Source organism: Microbacterium lacus (assembly GCF_044794305.1).
Taxonomy (GTDB): domain Bacteria; phylum Actinomycetota; class Actinomycetes; order Actinomycetales; family Microbacteriaceae; genus Microbacterium; species Microbacterium lacus_B.
The window spans coordinates 1,688,126-1,714,680 of record NZ_CP084996.1 but is presented as its reverse complement, the minus strand read 5'-3'; the positions used below and the strand labels follow the sequence as shown (position 1 = coordinate 1,714,680).

The window sequence follows — 26,555 nt, the reverse complement described above, 5'->3', positions numbered from 1 at the left end:
TCCGCCCTCAGGCTGCGCTGAGCAGTTCGAGCGTCTGTACGCGGCCGGGGGAAGCATCCATCGGCTCTTCGTCGTACGAGCCCGCCACCGGCGAGATCATGATCTCGTCGACCCCGTGCTGCGCGGCGAATGCGGTGAGCCGTGCCGACACATCGGCGGCGGCGCCGATGAACCACTTGGCGCGCAGCGCGCCGATGAGTGGTGTCGCGAGAGTGTCGGATGCTTCGGCCGCTGCCGCTTGCTCGACGCTCTCGAGCGGGGTGAGCGGGAAGTTGCCGCGCAGCCGCGCCATCATGCGCGCCTGCGGCAGCGCACGGGCCTCGGCTTCCTCGGCTGTCGCGGCGGCAACCGCGTTCGCGGTGAGGAAAGTCCGCGGTTCAGCGAGGCCCTCGGAGGCGCGGAACTGCGAGCGATACAGATCGAGCGCGCGTTCGAGTCCCTCGCCCGAGAAGTGGTTCGCGAAGACGTAGGGCAGCCCCATCGACGCGGCGAGCTGTGCCGAGTAGTCGCTCGATCCGAGCAACCAGACCTCCGGTGCAGATGTCGCTGCGGGCGTTGCGTGTACGTCATACGAGCGCCCGGACGTGAACTGCAACGCAGCACCCTCGGGTGAGACGATCGCTCGGATGTCGCGCACATGATCGGGGAATCGTTCGACGTCGCTGGTCGTGCCGCTCTGGCGCAGCAGTTGGGTGATCACCGGGTCGGATCCGGGTGCGCGACCGAGGCCGAGGTCGATGCGGCCGGGCGCAATCGCCTCGAGGGCCGCGAACTGTTCGGCAACGACGAGTGGAGAGTGGTTGGGCAGCATGACGCCGCCCGAGCCCACCCGAATGCGGGAGGTGCGGCTTGCAGCCGCAGCGATGAGCACCGGCGGCGTGGTCGAGGCGACCGCGGGCATGTTGTGGTGTTCGGCGAACCAGAAGCGCGCGAAGCCCAGTTCATCCGCACGGACGGCGAGGGCGAGGGATGCGGCAATCGCCTGCGCACTCGATTGCCCCGCGCGCACCGGCACCAGGTCGAGGATGGACAGGGCCGGGGGAGAAGCAGTGGAGGACATCACAGGGAGCAACCCGTCGAGCATCCTCTCCTATTCCGCCCGGTTCTGCTTCACCTTCTCGTAGGCCTCCAGGGCGCGGTTGCGTGTGGCGTACAGATCGACGATCGGCTCGGGCGGTTCATCGCCCGCGTGCTCCGCCGCCCATCGACGGATGTATACCGCGTCGGGATCGAACTTCTTGGCCTGGAGCTCGGGATTGAAGATGCGGAAGTACGGGGCTGCGTCGGCGCCCGACCCCGCGACCCATTGCCAACTGAACGGGTTGCTCGCCGAGTCGGCGTCGACCAGGGTGTCCCAGAACCACTCCTCGCCCTGTCGCCAGTCGATCAGCAGGTTCTTGATCAGGTACGACGCGACGATCATCCGCACGCGGTTGTGCATGTAGCCGGTGTGCCAGAGCTCGCGCATACCGGCGTCCACGAGCGGGACGCCGGTGTTCCCTCTTTGCCACGCCGCGAGGTGATCTTCGTCCAGCTCTGGCCAGGGGAAGGCGTCGAAGTCGCTCCGCAGGTTCTTCGTCGCGAGGTCGGGAAAGTGAAAGAGCGTGTGCCAGGCGAACTCGCGCCACCCGACTTCTGAGAGGAACTTCGCCCCACGACCCGTCGCCACCGTTTCGTGCCAGATCGTGAAGGGACTGATCTCGCCCCACCGCAGTGACGGCGACAACCGCGACGTGGCCTCTTCGGACGGAACATCACGGCCGCGGTCGTACCGGTCGAGGTCTTCTGCGAGAAACTCCCGCAAACGTGCGCGGGCACCGGGTTCGCCCGGCTCCCAGTTCTCGCGCAACCCCTCAGCCCAGTCGGGGCGGGTGGGCAAGAGCCCCCAATCCTCGAGAGCGTCGGAAGCGATCGCCTGTGCAGGCCCCGGCACCTCGCGCGGCTCGGGGAGCGGTGCGCGAGGTGCAGGGAGCGCCAGGCATGCTCGCCAGAACGGCGTGAACACCGAGAAGTGAGTTCCGCCCCCGGTCTTCACCGTCCACGGCTCGAAGAGCAACGAACCAGCGAACGAGGCTACCGCGATGCTCTCTTCGCGAAGGGATGCTTTGAGCCCGGCGTCGATTTCACGCTCGGGGCCGGCGTACCGGCGGTTCCAGAAGATCGCGGTGGCCGAGGCATCCGCCAGTACCTCGCGGACAACTCGATCGGCTGGTCCCCGGCGCAAGATCAGCGTGCCGCCGCGCTCGCGTAAGCGCTCACCGAGCGACGCGAGCGAGTGGTGCAACCACCATCGCGCCGCTCCGCCGAGGCGGCGGATCCCCGGAGATTCCTCGTCGAGGACATAGAGTCCGACGACGGGTTCGGCGCGGTCAAGGGCGGCGCGTAGCGCGGGATTGTCGGCGAGGCGAAGGTCGTCGCGAAACCACACGATCGAGGTCATAGACCCAGTCTGCCGTCGGCGCACAGGCACCCGGGCCATCGGTGACCGGTCGGTCGGTCAGAGCTCAGAAGTCTTGTGGCCTCGGGGCACCGTGATCAGCAGGGCGGCCGCATCCACCCGCGCCACCACCGAAGTGGCCTCGCCGAACTGGTCGCCGTCCAGCTGAACCGGCTGCGGTTCGACCGCGGCGATCTCCATCCGGGTGCCGCGCGAATAGCGCACGGCATTGTCTTTCGTGCGCAGGGCGAGCACGCGTCGTCCTGCGCGGAATCGCCGCAACACGCTGTTGTCCCACGCGACGCGTCGCCAGACGAAGATCCACCCGAGCGGACCTTTGGGTTGGAAGATCACGATGTCGAGCGCGCCATCGGTGACGGATGCCTCGGGAATCAGTTCGAGTCCCGCGGGAAGCGACCCGCAATTGGCGAACAGTACGCTCTGCACTTTCGCCGAATGCAGGCGTCCGTGCGAGAGCTGATACATCACGCGGAAGGGCTTCGCATTCACGAGCGAGCGCGCGGCGCCATCGACGTAAGCGACCCATCCGACGGTTTTCTTCAGTTGAGGGTTCGTGTTCGCGATCATCGCGGCATCCAGCCCGATTCCGCCCATCACGACGAACGCGCGCTCTTGCGTCGTGCCGTCCTTGCGGGTGAGATTCGCCCACCCCACATCCATGGGCAACACGTCGCCGTCGAAGGTCGCTTGCACCATTCGCGCGGGTTCCGTGAGCGGGAGCTGCAGGTTACGTGCCAACAGGTTGCCGGTACCTGAGGGCACGATCGTCAGCGGAATGCCCGAACCACTCATCGCTTCAGAGACCGCGCGCACCGTGCCGTCGCCGCCCGCGACCAAGACGGCCTCGGCTCCGGTGGCCAGGGCTTCGCGCGCGACTTCGTCGCCCCAGTCGTCGACCGTTGTTTCGAAGAAAAGCGGATGCTGCCACCCGGCCTCGGCCGAAAGCTTTTCGACGGTGGCTCGAAGGTGCTTCGCGTCGACTTTGATCGGGTTGTAAACGAGCGCGGCGCGCTTCGCAGCGGCATCAGCGGTCGTCATGGGGCAACGATAGCCCCTCCGTCGGGGGGCCCCGACAGGGTGCGGACTAGACTCGACGGGTGATTGATCCCGTACTTCTTCGCGAAAACCCTGACCTGGTCAAGCGCTCGCAGGAGGCGCGCGGGGAGTCTGCTGACACGGTGGATGCTGCGCTCGCCGCCGACGCCGCACGGAGGGCCGCGATCACGGCTTTCGAAGAGCTCCGTGCTGCGCAGAACGCCCACGGAAAGCTCGTCGCACAAGCGCCCAAAGAAGAGAAGGCCGCGCTCGTTGCAGAGGCGAAGGAGCTGAGCGAGCGAGTCAAGCTTGCCCAGCACGCGGTCACCGCGGCGGAGGAGGCATCCGACCTCGCCCTTTCGGCAGTCGAGAACATCGTCATCGATGGAGTTCCTGCCGGTGGCGAGGATGACTTCGTCACCCTGCGCACGCACGGCGAGACGCCCACCTTCGACTTCGAGCCGCGTGACCACCTTGCCCTCGGAGAACTCCTCGGCGCTATCGACATGGAGCGCGGAGCGAAGGTCTCGGGGGCACGGTTCACCTTCCTCACCGGAATCGGCGCTCGCCTCGAGTTCGCCCTGATGAATCTCGGTCTCGAGCGCGCGCTCGGAGCCGGCTTCATCCCGATGATTCCGCCGACGCTGGTGCGCTCCGAGGTCATGCGCGGCACCGGCTTTCTCGGTCAGCACGCCGCCGAGGTCTACCACCTCGCCGACGACGACCTCTACCTCGTCGGCACCAGCGAAGTGCCGCTCGCGGGCTACCACATGGACGAGATCCTCTCGTTCGAGCACGGCCCGAAGCGGTACGCCGGGTGGTCGACCTGCTACCGCCGCGAGGCCGGGTCGGGCGGCAAAGACACGCGCGGCATCATCCGCCTGCACCAGTTCAACAAGCTCGAGATGTTCGTCTACACGACGCCGGAGGATGCCGAGGCTGAGCACCTTCGTCTTGTGGAAATGCAGGAACGGATGCTGCAGGACCTCGGTCTCAGCTACCGCGTCATCGACGTCGCCGCCGGAGACCTCGGGTCCAGCGCCGCGCGCAAGTACGACGTCGAAGCTTGGGTTCCGACGCAGGGCGCGTACCGTGAGCTCACGTCGACGTCGAACTGCACGACCTACCAGGCGCGCAGGCTCGACATCCGTCATCGCCTTCCTGCAGACCCCGGTGGTAAGCCGGGCAAGACTCAGCACGTGGCCACCCTGAACGGGACTCTGGCCACGACCCGCTGGATCGTCGCGCTCCTCGAGACCCACCAGCGCGCCGACGGCTCGGTCACCGTGCCCGAGGTGCTGCGGCCCTTCCTGGGCGGCCTCGAGGTCATCGAGCCGATCGCGTGAGTGTGAGCCCCGACGGTCTGCTCATCGCCCTCGACATCGATGGCACGGTGATTCTCGAGGACGAATCCTTCAGCCCCGGTGTCGTTGATGCGATCACCGACACCGTTGCCGGCGGGAACGAAGTGATGCTCGCGACGGGGCGGTCGTGGGAGGGCACGATCGACATCCTCGCTGCGATCGGTATCGCGCCGCAGTACGTGGTGTGTTCCAACGGCGCGGTGGTCCTCAAGCGCTCTGCGGAAGGCGTGTACGAGCGATTCGTCGTCGAGACCTTCGACGCGACCGAGGTGCTCACCCTGCTTCAGGCGCACTTGCCCGACGCGCACTACATGGTCGAACTCGCAAACGGCAGCCGACTCTTCACCGAGCACCTCGACTACTGGACGTTGACCAATGCCGAGCAGGTGCCGTTCGCGCGCCTCGCCGAGGAGCGTGTGTGCCGCGTCGTGGTCGTGCAGCCGGGCAAGAGTGAAGAAGAGTTCGTCGAACTCGTCTCGCGAATCGGACTCAACCATGTCTCCTACGCGGTCGGTTGGACGGCGTGGCTGGACATCGCTCCGCTCGGCATCGACAAGGGCACCGCTCTCGAGCGGGTGCGCGCCGAACTCGGGGTCGACGGGGGTCGCGTGATCGTCATCGGTGACGGACGTAACGACGTCGGCATGTTCGCCTGGGCTCAGGCCGGCGGTGGCCGAGCGATCGCTATGGAGCAGGGTCCGGATGAGGTTCGGGATGCCGCGGGCGAAGTGACCGCGTCGGTCGAAGCCGGCGGGGTCGCGGCGGTGTTGCGCGCGCTCTGAGCGCTCGATTTCGGTCGTTCGCGCGGGTCGCGGGCGGATACAGCACCTCTTCAGGCGACGCTGGGACAATGGAGAGATCGCTGTCGGATAGACTCGACGCCGTTCGACGTGGTGTTTGACACTGTGTCGGGAGGGTTGTCCGAGCGGCCGATGGACCTGGTCTTGAAAACCAGTGGGCAGAAATGTCCCGTGGGTTCGAATCCCACACCCTCCGCAGATGGCGGATCCACCCCGAGAGGACCCGAGTGACCCAGACGACCAAGCCCGCAAAGCGTGGCCGTCGCACTGTGGCGAGGCACGGACAGCTGGCGTCGCCGCATCCGTTCGCTTCACTCATGAAGGTCCTCGGAATCGTCCTCGCCGTCGTGCTCGTGTCGGGCGCCGGTGTTGCGGCGTATGCCGCAATCGACATCACCACCAGCTTCTCTGAGGGTGCGGTCCCTCTCGAAGGACAGTCCGCCGTCCCGCCCGACATCGGAGCGATCGAGGGTGGCGTCAACCTGTTCCTTGCCGGAACGGATGCGTGTGAGCCCGAGTATGCCGAAATCTTCGGTGACCGCTGCACTGGCCCCGATGCCGGCGGCGAGCTCAACGACGTCAACATGCTCGTCCACATCTCGGATGCCCCGCGTCGGGTCACCGTCATCTCCTTCCCGCGTGACCTGATGATCCCGATCCCTTCGTGCACGCGCGAAGACGGCTCTGTCACGAGCGAGATGAGCAAGCAGCCGATCAACTCGGCGTTCGACGTCGGCGGCCTCGCGTGCGTTGTGAAGACCGTGTCGGCGTTGAGTGGACAAAACATTCCGTTCGCCGCCAAGGTGACCTGGGGTGGCGTGATCGAGATCACGAACGCCGTCGGCCCCGTCGAAGTGTGCTTGGCCTCAGGCATCCGTGACAAGTACACCGGCATCGACTGGCCGGCAGGCAACCGCGAAGTCGTCGGTGTCGATGCGCTCCAGTTCTTGCGCACCCGCCACGGTGTCGGCGACGGCTCCGACCTTGGCCGTATCGCCAACCAGCAGCAGTACATGTCGCGCTTGGCCCGCAAGCTCGTGAGCGGCGACGTGCTGGGTAACCCTGCGACGCTGTACAAGCTCGCGACCACCGCGGTCGACAACGTGACGCCGAGCCAGAGCCTCACGAACCCCCTGACGCTCGCCCAGATCGCGCTCGCGGTCAAGGACGTGCCGTTCGACGAGATCGTCTTCGTGCAGTTTCCCGTCGCCGATGACCCGGCCGACCCCAACAAGGTCGTCCCGAACCAGCGACTCGCCGAGCAACTCTGGGCGGCGCTCGAGGCGAACAAGCCGCTGGTCCTCACCGGCGAAGCCGGATCTAACGGGGGAGTGGTCGTGGACCCGAACGCACCAGTGGTCACTCCTTCGCCTTCCGTCACGCCCGCACCGGGTGAGACCGCGGCTCCTGTTGACGAAGCCATCGAGCTCGACTCGGGCATCTCGGGCTCTACCGCGGCGGAAGCGACCTGCTCCAACGGAAACCTTCGAGGCAACGGCTGATGCCCGGGCGTTCACCGGCCACGAACGATGGCCGTAGCACCATCGCGCGCCACGCACACCGGCGGCCGCAGCATCCGTTCCTTCAGATCTTGGCAATGTTCGCGATCGCGGTCGGCGTCATCAGCGTGAGCGTGATCGGAGTCAGCGCATTCGCCGTCGTCGACGCTGCGCGAGCCGCGACCGAGAACTCCATCGCGCTCGGGGGCGAAGATCAGTTGCCCCCGACGCTCGGAGCGATCGAAGGTGGCGTGAACGTGCTGCTGGTCGGCACCGACTCGTGCGAAGGGCAAAGCCTCGCGCTCTTTCCTCGGTGCGCTGAAGACGAGGGCGGTGAGCGCAACGACGTCACGATGCTCGTGAACATCAGCGACAACCCTCGCCGAGTGACCGTCGTGTCGTTCCCGCGCGACATGATCGTGCCCATCCCCGAGTGCACCAACGCCGCCGGCGAGGTCTACTCGGCCAAGACCGCGCAGATGATCAATGCCTCCTATGTCGAGGGAGGGCTCGGATGCTCGGTCGCGACGGTGGAGGCGCTCACGGATGTCGACATTCAGTTCGCCGCAGCCATCCGCTGGACCGGCGTCATCAACATGTCGGATGCCATCGGCGGCGTTGACGTCTGCGTCAGCGGAGACATCAGCGACGGGCACACCGGCCTCTCGCTCACCGCGGGAACGCACACGCTCAAGGGTGAGCAGGCGCTGCAGTTCTTGCGCATCCGCCACGGAATCGGTGACGGCTCCGACCTGGGGCGTATCTCGAACCAGCAGCAGTTCATGTCCTCCATGGTGCGCAAGTTGCAGAGCGAAGCCGTGCTGTCGAACCCCGGCACCCTTTTCAACATCGCGACGACTGCCATCGCGCAGGTCAACCAGCAGCAGCTCGTGCTCACCCAGGGCCTCGCGAACCCCACGCGCATGGTGCAGATCGCGATGGCCGTCAAAGACGTCCCGTACGAAGACATCGTCTTCGTGCAGTACCCGACGGTCTACGGATCGGCTGCGCAGGGTGGCCGGGTCTACCCGGTGACCGATGACGCGGACGCTCTGTTCGCCGCGATCGCCGCGAACCAGCCGCTGACCCTCACCGGCGAAGCCAGCGGTGGGTACGGCGTCGAGGTCACGGGGGAGGCGTCCAAGCCGGCTCCTTCTGCGTCTGAGTCGCCCGACCCGACTGCATCGCCCTCTGCCTCGGCCTCTGCTTCGGCCGTGCCGGAGGTGCGGGTCGAACTGCCGTCGTCGATCACCGGCACCACGGCAGCTCAAGTCACCTGCACCGTTCCTGAGGGCTGAGGCTCTTAGGTTTACGGTTCGGGCGGTTCTGTGGTTCTGCGCGGGTTCGGCGCTCGGCGGCCGAGCGGTTATGATTGCTGGGCGCATCCGGTTGGTTTCGGTCGATGGATGCCTGGAGACGTCGCATAGTTCGGCCTAGTGCACCACCCTGCTAAGGTGGAGACCCCGTAAGGGGTCCGAGGGTTCAAATCCCTCCGTCTCCGCGTTTGACCTTTCCCGGGTGTGCACCACTTTCCCCGGCGGTGCTTGCTTACGCGTTTTGAGCGATCTGCTGATTCCCATCGTTTCTCACTGAGCACTATTCGTGCGCGGAGACGGAGGGATTTCGTTTCTCACATCAGCTCTCGCGCTCATGCTCCCGCGAGATCCCGCGGTTAATGGCGTTTCGATCAGCTGACGCCAGGCAAACGAGAAAGAAGTGAGAAAGGGACACCGAGGGATAAAGACCCTCGGTACGAGCTCGCCGGTTCTGGTCGGTCCACTTGGCCTCGGCCGCCAAGCTCGCAGACGCGTGGCGCCGCGCGAACAGCAAGCACCGGGTGTCTGGGCCGAGACGCCTGGCGTCGCGCTAAGGAAAAAGTCGAAGCGGGTGGACCAGTTCGTACTCATTGACACGCGACAATGGGTTGTGGTCTAATCGTTGTCGCGCGTCAATTCACTTTTGGATGTCAGACGAGCCGCCCATTCCAGGTCCTTCGCTCTCGCGATGCGACCTGACAGACGACAAAGGAGTCTTCATGTCAGACAACCCGATCGCGCCCGCGACACCCGGCGCTTCGATCTCGCCAGCTCAGCAAGCCTTGGCTGCCGACACGCAGGAAGAACTCACCCCGACCGGAACGATTCGTACGCCGGTCAAGGGGAAGTACATCACCTTCTTGCTGTTGGCCATGCTCGGTGCGTACGTGGCACTGGTCGCGCCCATTGGCTTCTCGCTGTCGTTGCGCGTTCAGGAACTGGCCCCGTCAAACGTCGAGGTCCTTGGCTACATCATCGGTATCGGTGCCATCGTCACGACGATCACCGGTCCGCTGATCGGTATGTGGAGTGACCGCACACGTTCCCGGTTGGGTCGGCGCCGACAGTTCGCGCTCGGTGGCGCAGTGGTCGGTCTGATCGGTCTCGCGGTCATCGCGACCGCCGGGACCGTCCCGATCGTCCTCGTCGGTTGGGTGATCACCTCTGTCGGGTGGGTCTCCACGATGAACTCGCTGATCCAGTCGCAGGCCGATCGCCTCCCGGAAGCGCAGTACGGCAAGGTCGCCGGCATGACGGGCTTCGTGCAGATGGCTGCACCTGTCGTCGGCGTCGGGCTCGCTGCATCCTTCGTCGGCAACAACTTCCTCGTTTTCCTCGTCCCTGGTGCCGTAGGCCTCATCCTGACTCTCTGCTGGTTCCTTTTCATTCCCGAACGCGACACACGCGACGCGCAGTTCACCGACGCGATGAGCGTCCGCCACGTGCTCAGCAACATGGTGTTCAACCCGCGCAAGTACCCCGACTTCGCATGGAACTGGCTCGCCCGCCTGCTCTTCATGATGGGTGTGACCTTCTCCACGACCTTCACCACCCTGTTCTTCGCCTCCCGACTGAGCGACGGGGGTCAGGTCTCCGACATCGGTGGAGTCATCGTGATCCTCTCCATGGTCAGTCTTGTCGTGACAGGCGTCGGCGCGCTCGCCGGCGGATTCCTCTCGGACAAACTCGGTCGTCGCAAGATCTTCGTGCTCGCGTCCGGCATCGTCTACACGATCGGCGCGCTCGTGCTGGCATTCGGCGGCAGCAACTTCGGGATCCTCATCGCCGGCTCCGCCCTGACCGGGCTTGCGCTCGGCGTCTTCTCGTCGGTCGACCAGGCTCTCGTGCTCACGGTCCTCCCCGAGAAGGACACCGCCGCAGGACGCTACCTGGGCATCAATGGCTACTCCACCTCGATCGCGCAGGCCGTCGCGCCGCTGATGGCTGCTCCGCTCATCTTGATCGGCGTGACCGGTGACGAGAAGAACTACGGACTGCTGTTCATCGTCGCGGCCGTGCTCACCATCGTCGCGGGCATCATCGTGCAGTTGAAGGTGCGCAGCGTCCGCTGAGCACCGCCCGCCGACCGCACACATCTTCTGGAGCTGAACTGATGACGACGACTCTCTTCACTGAGGGGTGGACCTTCCACCGCGGGGATGCGGAACCGGGCGCTCCGGTGCGACTCCCTCACGACGCAATGATCGGTGAGCCGCGATCCCCAGAGTCGGGCACCGACAACCACGGAGGATTCTTCTCCGGTGGCATATACGTGTACCGCAAGCAGTGGGCGGTTCCCCAGAACGCCCTCCGCCAGACTTATGCCCTGACATTCGAGGGGGTCTACGGGAAGACGCGCGTTCTGGTTAATGGGCGGGAGGTCGCACGTAACGACAGCCCCTACCGTGGGTTCGGCGTTCCGCTCGAGGGCGTAACGCCGGGAGGCACCGCGCTCATCGAAGTCGAAGTCGACAACCGCGATGTGCCGAACAGCCGCTGGTACACCGGCTCCGGAATCTACCGTCCGGTGTGGCTCGAGTCGGCTGGCGCGGTCAGGATCGCGCGCGATGGCGTGAGCCTCGTGTCGCGCAGCATCACTGCCGGACCCGCGCGAACAGATGCGACCGTGGATGTGGCGGTGCAGATAGACGGACCCGTCCCGGCGGGCGCGAAGGTTGTCGTGGAGTTCGCCTTCGATGGGCAGCCGGTGGCGCGCCGAAAGGCGGATGTCGACGCGGGCATTGCGCCTCTCGACATCTCTGTTTCTGGAGCGCAACTCTGGTCGGCGGAGCACCCCCACCTGTACGACGTGCGGGTAAGCCTGGTCGTGAACGACGAAACGGTGGACGAGCGGGATCTCCGCACGGGACTGCGGACTGTCGAGGTCGATGCTCGCAGGGGGTTGCGCGTCAACGGCGAAACCGTTCTCCTGCGCGGCACGGCCGTCCACCACGACAACGGGCCGCTCGGCGCGGCGACGTTCTCCGCGGCTGAGTGGCGACGGGCCCGCCTCCTCAAGGAAGCCGGCTACAACGCGATCCGCAGCGCCCACAATCCACTCTCTCGTGCGTTTCTGGACGCCTGCGATGAGCTGGGGCTCTACGTCATGGACGAACTGACCGATGTCTGGTTCGCCCGAAAGACACCCCACGATGGTGCCCCGCAGTTCCGCGACGAATGGCGTGAAGACGCTGCCGCGATGATCGCCGAGGATCGCAACCGGCCCTCGGTAATCATGTACTCGATCGGCAACGAGATCGCAGAGGCGGCTTCTGCGCCCGGTGTCGAACTGGCGCAGGAGATTCACGCGTTCTTCGCCGAGCTCGATCCGACTCGACCGACGACCATCGCCGTCAACCCGTTGCTTGCGATGATGGCTGCTCGCGCGAAGCCGTCAAAGAATGGTGACGACAGCCCTCCCGAGCGCACCTCGGCAACGAGCACGGCCGCGAACATGGTCACGGCCAAGCTTGGCCGGATGATGGTGCTTGCATCCACTTTGCCCGCTGCGGATAAGGCCACACGTGACATCTTCGCCAGCGTCGATATCGCCGGATACAACTACGGCTACGCCAGCTACGCGCGTGCTCGCAAGCGATACCCCGATCGTGTCATCGTGGGCACCGAGTCGATGCACGGTGACCTCCCCGCCATCTGGAAGCGCGTCACCTCCGTTCCCGGCGTCATCGGCGACTTCAGCTGGACAGGGTGGGACTACCTCGGTGAGGTCGGGCTCGGCTACTGGACCTACGGCACCGAGGCGGGCGGCATCGCCAAGCCCTACCCGGGCGTTCTCGCCGGGTGTGGCGCATTCGACATCACCGGTGCACCCGGCGCGACGGTCCTCCTTGCCCAGGCGGTCTGGGGCATCACCGGTGTTCCCGGGATTGCCGTCCGCCCCGTTGACCGTGCCGGTCAGCGGCCGAACAAGACCCCGTGGCTGTCGACGGATGCCGTCACGAGTTGGTCGTGGCGCGGACTCGAGGGCGTCGCAGACGTAGAGGTGTACTCGGCCGCCGAGAAAGTCGAGCTTCTCCTCAATGGGCGTTCGCTGGGCCGTCGAACGGCCGGCCCGAAGAAGGGCTTCGTTGCACGGTTCCGAGTGCCGTACGAGCCCGGCGAGCTGGTTGCCGTTGCGTACACCAACGGCATCGAGACCGGTCGCAGCTCCCTCCGTTCGGCCGCCGAGACCCGTCTGCGGCTCCGTGCCGAAACCGCAGTGCTACACGGCCCGGATGACCTTGCCTACGTCTGGGTGGAGCTTGCCGATGAAGACGGGATCGTGGATGCTGCGACCGACGATCGGGTCACCGTAAGTATCGACGGCCCTGGCACGATCGCCGCACTGGGGAGCGCAACGCCCTCCACCCTCGAGAGTTTCGTCGCCAGCACCCGCACCACATTCCGTGGCCGCGCGCTGGCGATCGTGCGCGGTGCAGACGCGAGCGGTCAGATCGTTGTCCGGGTGTCCTCGGAGCGGCACGGCGATGCCGAACTCATCCTCTCTGCAACGGGCTCCGCTGACGCCCCAGCGCCCAGCATCGCCACCGCACCCTGAAGGGACTCATCATGACCGAACTGGAACCGATCCTCGCCGGCTTCTACCCGGACCCATCCATATGTCGCGTGGGCGACACGTACTACCTCATCACGTCGAGCTTCGAGTACCTGCCCGGCATCCCCATCCACTCCAGCAACGACCTCGTCACCTGGACGCCTATAGGTAACGTGCTCACGCGGCCCAGCCAGATCGCCGAGCACGCCGGGTACCCCAGCGCGGGTATCTTCGCGCCCACGATCCGCCATCACGACGGCGAGTTCTGGGTCATCGGCACCGACGTCAACGGCATCCCGCTGGGCCAGGGTCACTTTCTCCTCAGGGCCGCGGATCCCGCCGGGCCGTGGTCGGACCCCGTCTACATCACCGGCGCCATCGGCATCGACCCCGACATCGCCTGGGACGACGACGGCACCGCGCACGTCACCTGGTGCTCACTGAACCCCGGTCAACCGGGCATCCTCTCCGCCCCCATAGACACCGCGACCGGCGAGTTCCTCGCACCACCGCGAGAGCTCTGGCAAGGCACCGGCCTGTCCTTTCCTGAGGGGCCGCATCTGTACCGGATCGACGGCTGGTGGTACCTCCTCCTTGCCGAGGGCGGGACCGAACGCGGACACGCAGCGACGATCGCTCGCTCACGCACTCTTGACGGACCGTTCGAATCCGCACCGCAGAACCCGTTCCTTAGCCACCGCAGCTTGCCGCACCCCGTGCAGAACACGGGGCACGCCGACTTGATCCAGCTCCCCGACGACACTTGGGCGGCGGTGCACCTCGGTGTTCGGCCCCGCGGGCAGTCTCCCGGGTTCCACGTGAACGGGCGTGAGTCCTTCCTCGTCGGTATTGACTGGGTCGACGGCTGGCCGGTTGTCGACGAGGGCCGCTTCAGCATTCCACCGACGAACGGCTCCTTTAAAGACCGATTTGACGCCCCCGATCTCGATCCCCGCTGGCTCGGCGTCGGGCGATTCCCCGCATCGTTCACACGCCATGAGGTTGGCGGCGGGCTCATCATCGACGCGGCGGCGGGGGAGGGTCGAGCTTTGCTCGTGGCTCGTTCAACCGATCTGGTGTGGAGTGCGACGACCACCTTCGACGCATCGTCGGGCACGGGCCGGCTGCTGGTGCGCATTGATGACCGGCACTGGTACGGCCTCACCTACGACGGAACATCAGTCGAGGCAACGCTCACCATCGGCCCTGTCGAGCACACAGTGGGAAGGTGGGATGCGCCGGCTCCCATCGCGCCGACACTCCGAATCCGCGCGAAGAAGCCCCGCCCACTCCCGCACGGCATCTCACTCGAGCCTGACCGCGTCGAGCTCTCGGTCTTGGCTGACGGTGCCGAGCACATCTTTGGCGAGTTCGACGGTCGCTACCTCTCCACGGAGGTCGCCGGCGGATTCACGGGCCGCGTATTCGGTATCGAAGCCGTATCGGGACAGATCAGAGTGCACGGAGTTCGGTACGACGCGAACGCGGAGGATGACTCGGCAGAGTGAGTGGTTGGTCTGTCGAGCTCGTGATCAGGGGCGGAGCAATACGCGCCAGTGCGACAGGAGAATGAAATGACCTTCACCGAATACGAGGGCAAGCGAGTCGTCGTCACGGGCTGCTCGTCTGGGGTCGGTTACGCCACCGCGCTCCGGCTTCTCGATCTCGGCGCCGAGGTGATCGGGATTAGCCGGCGAGAGCCAGCGATCGGTCTCACCGAGTTCCATTCCGTGGATCTAGCCTCATGCGACTCGATCAACTCCGCTGCGGTGCGCATTGCTGGCGATATAGATGCGCTTTTCAACTGCGCCGGCGCTCCGCCTGTGCTTCCGTCTCTCGAGATCCTCAAGGTCAACTTCTTGGGACCGAGGCTGCTGACCGAGTGCCTGGTCGACAGAATGCCGCCAGGCAGCGCGATCGTGAGCGTGTCTTCGAGCATCGCCGGGGCGTGGCGTCGGAACTTCGACCACGTCCGAGAGTTCGTCGCTACACCCGGCTACGACGGCGGTGTCTCCTGGTACGAACGGAACGCCGACCTGGCCGGACACGGATATCCCTTCAGTAAGGAGGCGCTGACGGTGTGGACCCTGGAGCAGTCGCGCAGACTCGTCAAGCGGGGGGTGCGCATCAACTCCACCAGTCCCGGAGCAGTGCAGACTCCGATGCTCGACATAAGTGAGCGCGCTTTTCCTCAGGAGTTGCTCGCCGCGACGCTGCAGCCGATCGGACGAGTTTCGACGGTTGACGAGCAGGTTCAGCCGCTGCTGTTCCTGAACAGCAAGGGCGCCTCCTACATCAATGGTGCCGATCTGGCCGTCGACGGCGGTCACGTCGCGATGATGTCCGGCGCCGGATCGACCTGGTGAGCGGAGGCGAGTCGGAGAGCGCAAACGGCTCAGATTCAGGGGTAGCCACTCGCCGCCCACACGCGGTCAGGTCGTCGCGATCGTTGATCGAGCAATGTCCAACTCTGACAGCAGCTCACCGGGCACCCGGTCCCGGAGCGTGTCGATGGTCCACACGCCGTCGTCGGCCATAATGTGACGGATGACCTCTGGGCTTGACCACACGCCGATCTCACCGTCGGCGGTCAGCCGGAACAAGCGCCCCGAGATCGCGGCGGCCTCGTCGGATGCCAAGTAGGCGAGAAAAGGGACCATACCCTCCGGGGTGCGCTTCATCGCGTCGGGAGCGCCGGCGTCGATCGCCTCAGAGCTCACTCCGCGGAGTCGATACGTCGCGGCCGCGTTCATCCACGATCGAGTTTTCGCCAACGGCGTGTAGGCGTTCACAGTGATCCCGGTGCCGCGGAGGTCCTCGGCTGCCGCTTTGGAGAGTGCCACGATCCCGGCGTTGGCCGCACTGTAGGCAGCCAGTCCCTCAAGGCCGAGGAAGGCGTCGGATGACGAGTTCAGGATGCGTCCGAAGCCCTGTTCTTTCATCTGCGGGAGTGCGTGGTGCATCAGGTTGAAGGCGCCTTTGAGCTTGGACGTCACGCTGATATCCCACAGTTCTTCGTCCATGTCTAGGATCGAGCCCGACCAGTTTGATGACGCGTTGTTGACGATGATGTCGACGCGCCCGAAGTTGTCGACAGCGGTGTCGATCATTCGACCAGCGGTGGCGAAGTCGCCGACATCGCCGAAGAAGGGGACTGCCCGACCGCCGTCTCGCAGGATCTGGTCTGCCGTGGTCTGCGCATCTCCGGTGACGGACTCGATGGCTTCGCGCTCTTCGTCAGTGAACTCAATGCGGGTCTTCTCGTACGCGTCTAGCGATGAGCCGGGCTTGCGATTGTTCGTGACGATCATCGCGCCGTGCCGGGCCATGCATAGTGCGACGTCGCGCCCGATGCCCTGCCCAGAGCCGGTGACGATTGCTACTTTTCCTTCGAGCAAAGCGGACATAGGGTTCTCTCTCCCTTGGTATCGGTGGTTGGAGCGCGGACAGCGACGGTCTACGCGGAAGCGGCGGCCGCTCTGCGCATTTCGCGCCGCAGCTCTCGTCGCTCACGCTGGCGATCTGGGTCGGACGTGGGGGCAGCGAGCAGAAGACTCTGCGTGTACTCGTGCTGCGGTTTCGACGTCACGTCGGCCGCAGTGCCGGTTTCGACGAGTTCGCCTCGGTACATGACGGCGACTCGATGGCTGATGTGGCGGACCACATGTAGGTCGTGGGTGATGAACAGGTACGCCACCCCGGTGCTGCGCTGGATCTCAATGAGAAGATCAAGCACCCGTGCTTGCGTGGTCAGGTCAAGGGCAGAGACGGGTTCGTCGCACACGATCAGCCGCGGTTTAAGCGCCAGTGCCCGCGCGATCGCGACACGCTGCCGCTGTCCGCCGCTGAACTCTCGCGGGTACCGCTCTGCGGAGTCCGCGGGAAGACCCACCTGGTCGAGCAGTGTTTTCACAGACCGGCGAGCGTCGGCCCGTGATGTGCCTTGCGCGAGGACAGGCTCGGTGAGGATGTCGGCGATCTGCATCGCCGGGTTGAGCGAGGAGTACGGGTCTTGGAAGATGACCTGGATCTGCTTCGCGAATGATCGACGTTTTTGGCCGGTCAGGTGGGTGATGTCTGCGCCGTCGAAAGTGATTTTCCCTGCTGTCGGCGCGGCCAGACCCAGGACTGCTCGGCCGAGCGTGGACTTGCCCGAACCGGACTCGCCGACCAGGCCCAGTGTCTCTCCTTCTGCGATCTCTAGGGAGACTCCGCGTAGCACCTCGGGCGCAGTCGATTTGAATCCCCGTCCGGGGTAGCGGAGCCGAAGGTCGGCAACCGTGAGTAGCGCAGTCATCGGGTTTCTCCCTCCAGCGTTGCGCGGGGAACCGTGGGCGGATCTGTTCGCACCGATTCCTCGTCGAGGATCGCGGCGATCAGTTCCTGGGTGTATTGCTCCGCGGGGGAGTGGAAGATCGCGCGCACGTTGCCGGTCTCCACCACTTTCCCTGAGCGCATCACGACGACGCGATCGCAGAGGTCAGCAACCACTCCGAAGTTGTGCGTGACCATCAGAACGCCCATTCCCAGTTCGTTCTGAAGATCACGGAGCAGGTCGAGGATCTCGGCTTGAACGGTCACGTCGAGCGCCGTCGTCGGTTCGTCGGCGATCAGCAGCTTGGGGCGGCTTGCCACGGCACCGGCGATCAGCACGCGCTGGGCCATCCCGCCAGAGATCTGATGGGGGTAGGAGGTGAACACCCGTGGCGGGTTCTCGATGCCCACGCGATCCAACAGCTCGAGGATCGTCCTTTTCGCCTCGCGGCGCGGCATGGCTGCTTTGAGCCCCTTCATGAGCTGGCTCCCGATCGTGTACGAGGGGTCCAGGTTCGACATGGGCTCCTGCGGGATGTAGGCGATCACCCCTCCCCGCAGGCGGCGAAGTTCGGTGGGACTGAGCCCCAGCAGGGAGTCGCCCGCCAGGGTCAGAGCGTCCGCGTCGACGGTCGCCTCGGGTGGGAGGAGACCGAGGATGGAGAACGCCGTCTGTGTCTTGCCCGAGCCGGACTCGCCGACGAGTCCCACAACTTCGCCAGTGGCGATGTCGAGCGACACGCCGTCGACAACCAGCTTCGTCGTGCCGTCCGTCTGCGGGTAGCCGACCTTCAGATTTCTCACGGAGAGCAGTGTCGAACGGTCCGCGGTTTCGCGAAGGTCTGGCGAGTCAACAGAGGCCACGGCTGTCTCGCCAGCGATCCTCACAGGCAGGTTCTCTGCCCGGTTCTTCTTCGACGCGGGAGTTTGGGGTCCGGCGAGTGCATCGCGGTAGGCGTTGCCCAGCAGGATGATCGAGCCGATGAGCAGCGCAAGCAGCAGGGACGGCCAGACGAGCTGCACGGGATGGAGATAGATGTTTGCGAAGGCGTCACTGGTCATTCCGCCGAAGCTCGGCACGAGCGGCGAGCCCAGACCGAGGAATGCGAGCCCTGCTTGAATGCCGATCGCGCTGCTTGCGAGGAAGGCCACCGAGATGATGATCGGGCCGCGGATGACGTAGAAGACGTGTCGCGACAGTATGCGCCAGTTCGAGAGTCCAGACACGCGGGCGGCGTCGACGTACAACTCGTTCCTGACACCGATCACCATGTTGCGGACGAGTCGGAAGGTGCCGGGGGCGAGGAACAAGCCGAAGATCACCATCATGGCTTGATACGAGCCGCCGGTGACGGGATAGAGCACGATGACCAGCACCAGAGCCGGAAACGTCATCAGCAGATTGAATGTCCAGGACGTCACCGCATCTGTCCTCTTGCCCACGTATCCCGCGAGCAAGCCGAACACGGTTCCGATGATGACGGCGACGCCGGCACCGATCGCACCGGAGATGAGTGAGACATTGATCGATGCGAGCAACCTCGCCCAGATGTCGCGACCGTACTGGTCGCCGCCGAGTGGGTACTCGGGACTGCCGACGGGCAGGTTGATCGCGTCGAGTGACGAGAAGTTTGGATCGTGCGCGCTCAGCAGTGGCGCCAGCTGGCCGAGTACCACGACGGCGAGGAAGACGATCAGCGCACTCAGGCCGAGCGGGTTTGTGAGGACGCGGCGCACCGCGCCGGCGCGCCTCCTGGTACCGGCGTCGGGCGCGGGGACAAGATTGTCAAGTTCGGTGGTGGTCATGACGTGCGCGCTTTCGGGTTGAGCCAGCCGCTGACGAGGTCGACGATCAGGTTCACGATGACGACGAGTACGACGCTGAACAGGGTGAGTCCGAGCATCACGGGCAGGTCGCCTTGAATCGTCGCGGTGAAGCCGTACGTCCCGAGCCCGGGGAGCGCGAAAATCTTCTCCACGAAAAGCGCGGCCCCGAAGAGACTGATGAACAGGAGCGAGAATGTCGTGAACGCCGGACCGGAGGCGTTGCGAAGGGCGTGGAGGGTCAGGATCTCGCGCTCGGCAACACCACGGCTGCGGAGGGTGCGGACGTAATCCTTGCCGAGCTCATCGATCATCGAACCGCGGATCTGGGCTGACAGAGACGCGATTCCGCCGATCGACAAGACCACGGCGGGGAGGATGACCGACGCGAACCAGTCCGAGGGCGATTCCGTCAGTGGTGTGTAGCCGATCGCGGGTACCCACCGCAGGGTGATCGCGAAGACGAAGACCATCACGATGCCCAGGATGATCGCGGGGAACACATACGAGATGGTCGAGATGGCCTGGATCACGACGTCGAGCGCACCCCGCCGCGACGCGGCAGCCACACCAAGGAACACGCTCACGAGAAGAGTGATGAGCATCGCAACGACGACGATCGACAAGGTCGGCGGGAGTCGGCTTGCCATCGCGTCCACAACGGGTTCGTTCGTAAAATACGACGTTCCGAGGTCCCCGGTAAGGGCCCCGCCCAGCCAACTGACGTACTGCTCGAAGATCGGCCGGTCAAGGCCCAGATCGGCGTTGATCGCGGCGATCTGCTCGGGAGTGGCGTTCGGCCCGGCCAGATTGATCGCGATGGGAATGCTTGCCGCGCTCGTGAGGAAGAAGGTGATGGCTGTGACGACGAAGATCAGAACGAGTCCTGATCCGAATCTCTTGATGATGAACGTGAACATTTGGTGCCTCCGTAGGGTGCGGGGTCCAAGACCCCGCACCCTGTCAGGGATGGGCTACGTCACTCGGCGGGTTGCCACGCGAGCAGGGAGCCTCCGTAGACGACCGGCGGCGTGTAGGTGATGGTGTTCGATGCCACCCACAGTCCGGTTGCGGCGTTGACGGGAGCGAACCAGGCCTCGTTGACGTAGTACGCGTTCACCGCGCCGAATGCTTGGCCCTGCTCGTCCAGCGGTGCAGCGTTCGCCGCGTCGAGGAGACCCTCCAGCTCAGGAGTCATCGTGGCCTGCGGGTTGACGGCACCCGAAAGGATCTGGTTCATATCCTTGGCGTCGCTGCCTCCGTAGCCGTTGTAGAACCAGAACATGCCGTACGCGCCGGCGTAGAGCTTGGCGTAGAGGTCCTGGAAGGGCACAGTTTCGTAGTTCACGGTGATCCCGATGTCGGCGAGCTGCTGCGCGATCGTCGCGTCGAATGTCTGCGACAGGACGGTGCTCGGCATCGTCAGGCTGAATCCATCCGCAAAGCCCGCATCCGCCATCAGTTCCTTCGCGGTGTCGACGTTGTACTCGTAGATGTCGTTCAGCGCCGCGTCGTACGCGTCACCGGCAGGGCTCGCCATTTGTGCTGTTGCTGCACCGACGCCGGGGGTGAGCTTTTCGGCGATGGTGTTGCGATCGATCGCGATGTTGAGCGCCTGGCGAACGCGAACGTCGGCGAGCGCGGGAACGACCAGACCCTCCCGGTCGACGATGAACAGACCGCCCACGGCGGTGGGCTTGGCTTCGCCAGTGGTGAAGTCACTCTCCGGGAACTGGGTAGCCAGGTCGGGCGAGGTGAGGTTGGCGAAGTCGAGCTGACCCGTCTTCATGGCGTTCTGGACAGCGGTCGGGTCGGCGATCACGGTGATCGTGACGGTCTCGAACGGGTATGCCTCTGCGTTCCAGTGGTCCGGGTTCCTCGTCAGTTCGTACACCGACCCGACTGTTCCGGCGTCGGGGTCGAGCACGTAGGGTCCTGATCCGATGGGTTCGAGCTTCGCGCTCTCCTCCGCAAGAACGCCGGGGGCGGAGATCGCGCCGTTGGAGCCCGCGAGCTGCCAGATCAGCGCACCGTCGGGCTGCGCCAGAGTGATCACAACGGTCGACGCGTCGGGCGCTTCGACGGAAGCGATCGAGGCAAGTTGCGCGGAGCTTGCCGGGCCGACGCGCTGGGCTTCGATCGAGGCGACGACGGCGTCTGCATCGAGGTCCTCTCCGTTGCTGAAGGTCTGACCCTCGCGGATTTTGAACGTGAGAACGGTGTTGTCTTCGGAGTACTCCCACGACTCGGCCGCCGAGGGGACGAGCGCGCCGTCGAGATCCTGAACGACCAGCCTGTCGTAGACCGCGAAGTAGATCGTCGTGTCGCCGCCGCCGAAGTTTCCGACCGACAGGTCGGCGGTGGGCGCTTGTACTGAGAGCTGAAGGTCGTCCTTCGTAGGCTCACTACTCTCGGGTGAGCTCTGGCTCGCGCATCCGGAGAGTGCGAGCACCCCCGCTAACGCGACGGCCGCAACGCGGATGCCAATTGCCTTCTTCATGTGGACTCCCTTGTCTGTGCTGTGTTGACCCGCCGGCTCCGACGGTTCCTGCCCTGTCGTCAGATCAAGTTCACGGATCTGACAGGCGATCCTGCCCTTGACGCGCGTTAAATTCGGGTTGTCGCGCGTCAATGGATGCTAAAGCATCAAGAGCGACCTTGTCTACCCTCAGGATGAGATCAGCACCGAGCGTGTTGACGCGTGACAACCGGCTCAGGCGGGCGCCGGTCGTGTCGTGCCTACGCGCTCGCTCGTTCGATGACTTCCACCCGCACGTCCACGCTCGTCCGAGCATCGTCGGACTTGTCGAGCCGAGAGAGCACTGACCGGACGGAGGCGGCGATCACCTCGGAGGCGTCGTAGCCGACGGTGGTCAGCGGTGGTGTGGTAAGTCGCGAAAGTGCGGTGTTGTCCATGCCGACCAAGGCGAGGTCGTCAGGCACCTTCCAGCCGCGCTGGGTTGCGGCGTGCAAGAGCGCTGTCGCGACGTCGTCGTTGTAGCAGGCGACAGCGAACCCTCGACCGCCTAGCTGGTCGAGCGCCGCATCCGCGGACTCGGGATTGATTCCGAGGTGGAGCACGCGCGGCTCCGGAAGTCCGCTCGATCGACATTCCTGGGCGAACATCAGCTCGCGCGGAGTTCCGAACGGATCATTGCGCTCGTCATGCAAGTGGGCGTACGCAAGACTTCGATATCCCTTGTCGATGAGGTAGCGCGCCTGCAACTCACCGATCTGCGCGTTGACGTCAGCGCCCGATGAGTTGTCGGGCTCGATGACCTCAATTCCACGGGTCGCGAGTGCAGCTTTCTGATCTTCGGGCATGGCCGTCAGCGTGATCACCGCTCGAGGCTTCAGCCCCATCGCGAGACGATCCAGCGACTCCGCGCTGTCTTGCGAAAGCCGTAGTACCAAGGTCAAGCCCCGCTGCGCCAGTTCATTCGTCAACGCACCGTAGATGTCCTGCAGATTGCTGCCGAACGTTGTGTTCGGGATCAGCGCAATCACGATGTCGCTCGAGCCGCGCGCGAGAGTGCGCCCCGCGGCGGAGGGCTGATAGCCGAGTTCCGCAACTGCATCGGCGACCCGCGCTCGCGTCTCGTCCGTGAACAGCTCGGCATGCCCGTTGAGAATCTGACTGACGGTCGATCTCGAGACCCCCGCCCGTTCGGCGACGTCTTTGCTGCGAGGGATCATGCGGGGTGCTTTCCTGTGTCGGATGCGGGAGATCAGACTATCCGAATTGACGCGCGACAGTCCGCATTGCATACTATTGACGCGCGACAATTGCGCTCAGTGCCGACAATGAGGTTCAAGGACGACGATGACCGACTTCGCTTTTCAGGATGCTTCCCTCTCGACTGACGCGCGCGTCGAGGACCTGCTCTCCCGTATGACGATTGAGGAGAAGGCCGGGCAACTGACCCAGTACTTCTGCTTCGGGGAGGTGCCGGAAGGGCTGGACGTCGACTCGTTGCCTCCGGAGCACCAGGCGTTCTTGCGCCAGCCGCAGATGGTCGAGGCTGCCGCAGCTCGTGGCGGCGTCGGGTCATTGCTGTTCATCAAGGATGCCGCGGTGGCCAACCGCTACCAGCGCAAAGTGATTGACGGGAGCCGTCACGGCATCCCTCTGCTGTTCGGGTTCGATGTGATCCATGGGTTGCGCACCGTGTTTCCGGTGCCTCTTGCCCAAGCGGCGTCCTGGGACCCGGCCATCATCGAAGCAGCACAACAGGTCGCGGCCCGAGAAGCACGTGCGTCCGGCATCCATTGGTCATTTGCACCCATGATCGACATCGCCCGCGACCCCCGCTGGGGCCGAATCGTGGAGAGCATCGGCGAAGACCCTCACCTCGGCTCTGCCGTCGCAGCCGCACAGGTCCGGGGATTCCAAGGCGACCTTGGGGCTGACAGAGTGCTCGCCGGCCCCAAGCACTTCGCCGGGTACGGAGCGGCCCGCGGTGGCCGTGACTACGAAGATGCTGACGTCTCCGACGCCGAGTTGCGCAACGTCTATCTGCCTCCGTTCAAGGCCGCGATCGATGCGGGCGCTGCCAACATCATGAGTGCCTACATGGACCTCAATGGCGTCCCCGCCAGCGGCAACGCCTGGCTCCTGACCGACGTCCTGCGGGACGAGCTCGAATTCACCGGGTTCGTCGTCTCGGACGCCAACGCCGTGAAGTCCATGGAGGCGCAGCACTTCGCCGAAGACAGTACCGACGCGGCGGCCCGGGCGATCCGCGCCGGCCTCGACATGGAAATGGCCGTCATGGACCCGGCCTTCGACACACTTCCGACCGCCCTCGAGAAGGGGCTCATCACCGAAGAGCAGCTCGACACCGCAGTGCGACGCGTGCTGTCCGCCAAGTTCCGACTTGGTCTGTTCGAGAACCCCTTCGTCGACGAGGACACCTCCGAGGCGATTCTCACCGCGACAAGTCACCGTGACCTCGCCCAGCATGTCGCTGAACGCTCGGTCGTCTTGCTCAAGAATGAAAGCGCACTTCCACTTCGCGATGCCGCGTCGATTGCCGTCGTAGGTCAGCTTGCCGACAGCAAACGCGACACCCTCGGCCCATGGGTGTTCGGACACGTCACCGAGGAGACCGTCAGCATCCTCGAAGGAATTCGCTCGCGCGCGGGTGACGGCATCCGCGTCGACTATGCGCCAGGTGTCGGCATCCCCGACCGCGTCTTTCCCTCGCCCTTCGACGCTCAGGACCCCGACCCCGGCGGTCAGGACATCGGGGTGGTCGACAACGATGACGCTGGCATCGAGAACGCGGCAACCGTCGCGGCCGCAGCTGACGTCGCGATCGTCGTCGTGGGGGAGCGGCAGAACCAGAGCGGCGAGACCGCGTCGCGGTCCACGCTCGACCTCCCCGGCCGCCAGCTCGAGCTCGTCCAGAAGCTCGTGGAAACCGGCACCCCCGTCGTTGTGGTCCTCATGTCGGGACGGCCGCTGGACCTGCAGTGGATCGCCGAGAACGCCTCCTCGATCATCCAAGCGTGGTACCCGGGCACCCGCGGTGGAGACGCGATCGCCAGCGTCTTGTTCGGCGACGTCTCACCCGCCGGACGACTCCCCGTCACCTGGCCCCGTCACGTCGGCCAGGTCCCCCTCATCTACTCCCACAACCGCACCTTCGCGCCAGAGAATCAGGGCAAGCGGTACTGGAATGAGGAGTCGACACCCCTCTACCCGTTCGGGTACGGCCTGAGCTACGCGTCGTTCGACTACACGAACCTGTCGCTCAGCAGCGACACGGTCGCGATCGGGGATCGGTTCGCGGTCTCGGTCGATGTCACGAACACGTCCGGCGTCGACGCAGACGACGTAGTCCAGCTCTACATCCACCAGAGATACGGGAGCTCGTCCCGACCGGTTCGCGAGCTGAAAGGCTTCGAACGAGTCGCACTGGCCGCAGGTGAGACACGCACCGTCACCTTCGGGCTCGGTCCCGATGAGCTGCGCCACTGGAGTGCGGCGACAAAGACCTGGGTGCAGGATGCCACCACGCTCGACATCTGGGTGGGCGCAGACTCGACGGCGCCCCTCGCCACCGTCCTCACCATCACGGCAAACGGAGACTCGAAATGACCGCGACCTCGAACGTGTTCCCGGACGGGTTTCTGTGGGGGGCATCGTCCGCGCCCCATCAGAACGAAGGCCACAACGTCAACAGCGACATGTGGGCGCTCGAGCACCTCGAAGGGTCGCCGTTCAGCGAGCCCAGCGGCGCCGGGGTGGATGCCTACAACCGTTGGAAGGAAGACATCGACCTGGTGAAGTCGCTCGGTCTCACCGCGTTCCGGTTCGGTATCGAATGGGCGCGCGTAGAGCCGTCCCGCGGGGCCTTCGACGCAGACGAGCTCGCTCACTACCGCCAGATCATCGACTACTGCCTCGCGCAGGGCGTGGAGCCGGTCATCACCCTCCACCACTTCTCGAGCCCGCTGTGGTTCGCGAAGGAGGGCGGATGGGGATCGCCCGAGGCCGCAGATCGATTCGGCGACTACGTCACGGCCGTGTCACAGATTCTGCACGGAGTCACCTGGGTCGCCACGATCAACGAGCCCAACATCTTCGCGGTGATGTACCAGATGTCTCTTCCCCTCCAGTACCCCGACCCGGCCGCAGTCTTCGCCCACCTCGCCGAGGCGCACGCCGTCGCAGATTCCGAGGCCGGACTCAACGCCTTCTCGATGCCTGCCCCCACCGAAGAAGCTGCGCAGATCATGCTCACCGCGCACGAGCGCGCGCGGACGATCCTCCACGAGAAGACGTCCGCGCGAGTCGGATGGACGATCGCGATCCAGGGTCTTGTCGCCCGCGAAGGCCACGAGGATCAGCTCGATCACTACCGCCGCATCTGGGAAGACATCTACCTCGAGGCATCCCGCGACGACGACTGGGTCGGCATCCAGTCGTACACCAGCCAACTCGTCGGCCCCAACGGCCTCGAAGGAGCACCCGCCGGCGAAGAAGTCACACAGGTCGGATGGGCCTACCGCCCGGATGCCCTCGAGATGGCACTCCGGCGCGCCTGGGAGGTCACCGGCGGAACCCCCATGATCGTCACCGAGAACGGCATCGCGACCGATGACGACTCGCGCCGGATCGACTACACCTCCGGGGCGCTCGCTGGTCTGGCCCGCACCCTCGAGGACGGACTCGACGTGCGCGGCTACCTGCACTGGACATTCATCGATAACTTCGAGTGGGTGCACGGCTACGCGATCACGTTCGGGCTCGTCGCGGTCGACCGCACGACGTTCGACCGCACTCCGAAGCCCAGCGCCTACTGGCTGGGTGAGGTCGCCCGCAGCAACGGGGCCGCGATCCCGGCGTGATCCTGCTGAAGGCGCGAGAAGTTCAGAGGTCCGG

General features: G+C 65.1%; 19 protein-coding genes and 2 tRNA genes. 12 read left to right on the top strand and 9 right to left on the bottom strand.

The window, feature by feature from the left end:
* Positions 1 to 7: 7 nt before the first annotated feature.
* Genes LG299_RS08345 through LG299_RS08335 form a run of 3 tightly spaced genes read right to left on the bottom strand, consistent with a single transcriptional unit; the run spans position 8 to position 3,496 of the window.
* On the bottom strand, positions 8 to 1,060 hold the full coding sequence (locus LG299_RS08345) for an LLM class flavin-dependent oxidoreductase (protein WP_404434677.1): 1,053 nt from the start codon (positions 1,058 to 1,060) through the stop codon (positions 8 to 10).
* Positions 1,061 to 1,090: 30 nt separating this feature from the next.
* Entirely contained in the window at positions 1,091 to 2,440 is a 1,350-nt protein-coding gene (locus LG299_RS08340) for a cryptochrome/photolyase family protein (protein WP_404434676.1), read from the bottom strand.
* A gap of 57 nt (positions 2,441 to 2,497) precedes the next feature.
* Positions 2,498 to 3,496 (bottom strand): diacylglycerol/lipid kinase family protein, encoded by a 999-nt coding sequence (locus LG299_RS08335; RefSeq protein ID WP_404434674.1) that lies wholly within the window; start codon positions 3,494 to 3,496, stop codon positions 2,498 to 2,500.
* A gap of 59 nt (positions 3,497 to 3,555) precedes the next feature.
* Here LG299_RS08335 and serS point away from each other — a divergent pair, with 59 nt between their 5' ends.
* The 10 genes from serS to LG299_RS08285 all read left to right on the top strand — a co-directional run bounded on the left by serS (position 3,556) and on the right by LG299_RS08285 (position 15,393).
* A complete protein-coding gene (gene serS, locus LG299_RS08330) occupies positions 3,556 to 4,839 on the top strand; it encodes a serine--tRNA ligase (protein ID WP_404434673.1) in 1,284 nt (427 codons plus the stop codon).
* Positions 4,836 to 5,639: an HAD family hydrolase gene (locus tag LG299_RS08325; protein ID WP_404434671.1), complete on the top strand. Its 804-nt coding sequence runs from the start codon at positions 4,836 to 4,838 to the stop codon at positions 5,637 to 5,639. Before serS ends, LG299_RS08325 begins: the two co-directional genes overlap by 4 nt.
* A gap of 129 nt (positions 5,640 to 5,768) precedes the next feature.
* Positions 5,769 to 5,853, top strand: a tRNA-Ser gene (locus tag LG299_RS08320).
* 121 nt (positions 5,854 to 5,974) lie between these two features.
* Positions 5,975 to 7,159, top strand: a complete 1,185-nt coding sequence (locus LG299_RS08315) for an LCP family protein (RefSeq protein ID WP_404434670.1) — start codon at positions 5,975 to 5,977, stop codon at positions 7,157 to 7,159.
* Positions 7,159 to 8,454, top strand: coding sequence for an LCP family protein (locus tag LG299_RS08310; protein ID WP_404434668.1), 1,296 nt, complete (start codon positions 7,159 to 7,161; stop codon positions 8,452 to 8,454). The genes LG299_RS08315 and LG299_RS08310 overlap by 1 nt, the downstream gene beginning before the upstream one ends.
* A gap of 114 nt (positions 8,455 to 8,568) precedes the next feature.
* A tRNA-Ser gene (locus LG299_RS08305) sits at positions 8,569 to 8,657 on the top strand.
* A 534-nt stretch (positions 8,658 to 9,191) separates the two neighbouring features.
* Entirely contained in the window at positions 9,192 to 10,544 is a 1,353-nt protein-coding gene (locus tag LG299_RS08300) for an MFS transporter (RefSeq protein ID WP_404434667.1), read from the top strand.
* 41 nt (positions 10,545 to 10,585) lie between these two features.
* Entirely contained in the window at positions 10,586 to 13,030 is a 2,445-nt protein-coding gene (locus LG299_RS08295) for a glycoside hydrolase family 2 TIM barrel-domain containing protein (RefSeq protein ID WP_404434666.1), read from the top strand.
* An 11-nt stretch (positions 13,031 to 13,041) separates the two neighbouring features.
* Entirely contained in the window at positions 13,042 to 14,535 is a 1,494-nt protein-coding gene (locus LG299_RS08290) for a family 43 glycosylhydrolase (RefSeq protein ID WP_404434664.1), read from the top strand.
* A 66-nt stretch (positions 14,536 to 14,601) separates the two neighbouring features.
* On the top strand, positions 14,602 to 15,393 hold the full coding sequence (locus LG299_RS08285; protein ID WP_404434663.1) for a coniferyl-alcohol dehydrogenase: 792 nt from the start codon (positions 14,602 to 14,604) through the stop codon (positions 15,391 to 15,393).
* Between the two features lie 66 nt (positions 15,394 to 15,459).
* Here the strand turns inward: LG299_RS08285 and LG299_RS08280 are convergent, their stop codons facing one another.
* From LG299_RS08280 to LG299_RS08255, 6 genes are all read right to left on the bottom strand, one after another.
* Entirely contained in the window at positions 15,460 to 16,434 is a 975-nt protein-coding gene (locus LG299_RS08280; RefSeq protein ID WP_404434662.1) for an SDR family NAD(P)-dependent oxidoreductase, read from the bottom strand.
* A gap of 50 nt (positions 16,435 to 16,484) precedes the next feature.
* Positions 16,485 to 17,324 carry an ATP-binding cassette domain-containing protein gene (locus tag LG299_RS08275; protein WP_404434660.1) on the bottom strand — a complete coding sequence of 280 codons (840 nt, stop codon included), beginning with the start codon at positions 17,322 to 17,324 and terminating at the stop codon, positions 16,485 to 16,487.
* On the bottom strand, positions 17,321 to 19,147 hold the full coding sequence (locus LG299_RS08270) for a dipeptide/oligopeptide/nickel ABC transporter permease/ATP-binding protein (RefSeq protein ID WP_404434659.1): 1,827 nt from the start codon (positions 19,145 to 19,147) through the stop codon (positions 17,321 to 17,323). Before LG299_RS08270 ends, LG299_RS08275 begins: the two co-directional genes overlap by 4 nt.
* Entirely contained in the window at positions 19,144 to 20,085 is a 942-nt protein-coding gene (locus tag LG299_RS08265) for an ABC transporter permease (protein ID WP_404434658.1), read from the bottom strand. Before LG299_RS08265 ends, LG299_RS08270 begins: the two co-directional genes overlap by 4 nt.
* A gap of 59 nt (positions 20,086 to 20,144) precedes the next feature.
* A complete protein-coding gene (locus tag LG299_RS08260) occupies positions 20,145 to 21,665 on the bottom strand; it encodes an ABC transporter substrate-binding protein (protein ID WP_404434656.1) in 1,521 nt (506 codons plus the stop codon).
* A 239-nt stretch (positions 21,666 to 21,904) separates the two neighbouring features.
* The gene (locus LG299_RS08255; protein ID WP_404434655.1) at positions 21,905 to 22,861 is read right to left on the bottom strand and encodes a LacI family DNA-binding transcriptional regulator; all 957 of its coding nucleotides are present in this window, start codon (positions 22,859 to 22,861) and stop codon (positions 21,905 to 21,907) included.
* 127 nt (positions 22,862 to 22,988) lie between these two features.
* Here LG299_RS08255 and LG299_RS08250 point away from each other — a divergent pair, with 127 nt between their 5' ends.
* Both LG299_RS08250 and LG299_RS08245 read left to right on the top strand, forming a co-directional pair.
* Positions 22,989 to 25,268 carry a glycoside hydrolase family 3 N-terminal domain-containing protein gene (locus tag LG299_RS08250; protein ID WP_404434654.1) on the top strand — a complete coding sequence of 760 codons (2,280 nt, stop codon included), beginning with the start codon at positions 22,989 to 22,991 and terminating at the stop codon, positions 25,266 to 25,268.
* Positions 25,265 to 26,521 carry a glycoside hydrolase family 1 protein gene (locus LG299_RS08245; RefSeq protein WP_404434653.1) on the top strand — a complete coding sequence of 419 codons (1,257 nt, stop codon included), beginning with the start codon at positions 25,265 to 25,267 and terminating at the stop codon, positions 26,519 to 26,521. The genes LG299_RS08250 and LG299_RS08245 overlap by 4 nt, the downstream gene beginning before the upstream one ends.
* Positions 26,522 to 26,555 lie beyond the last annotated feature (34 nt).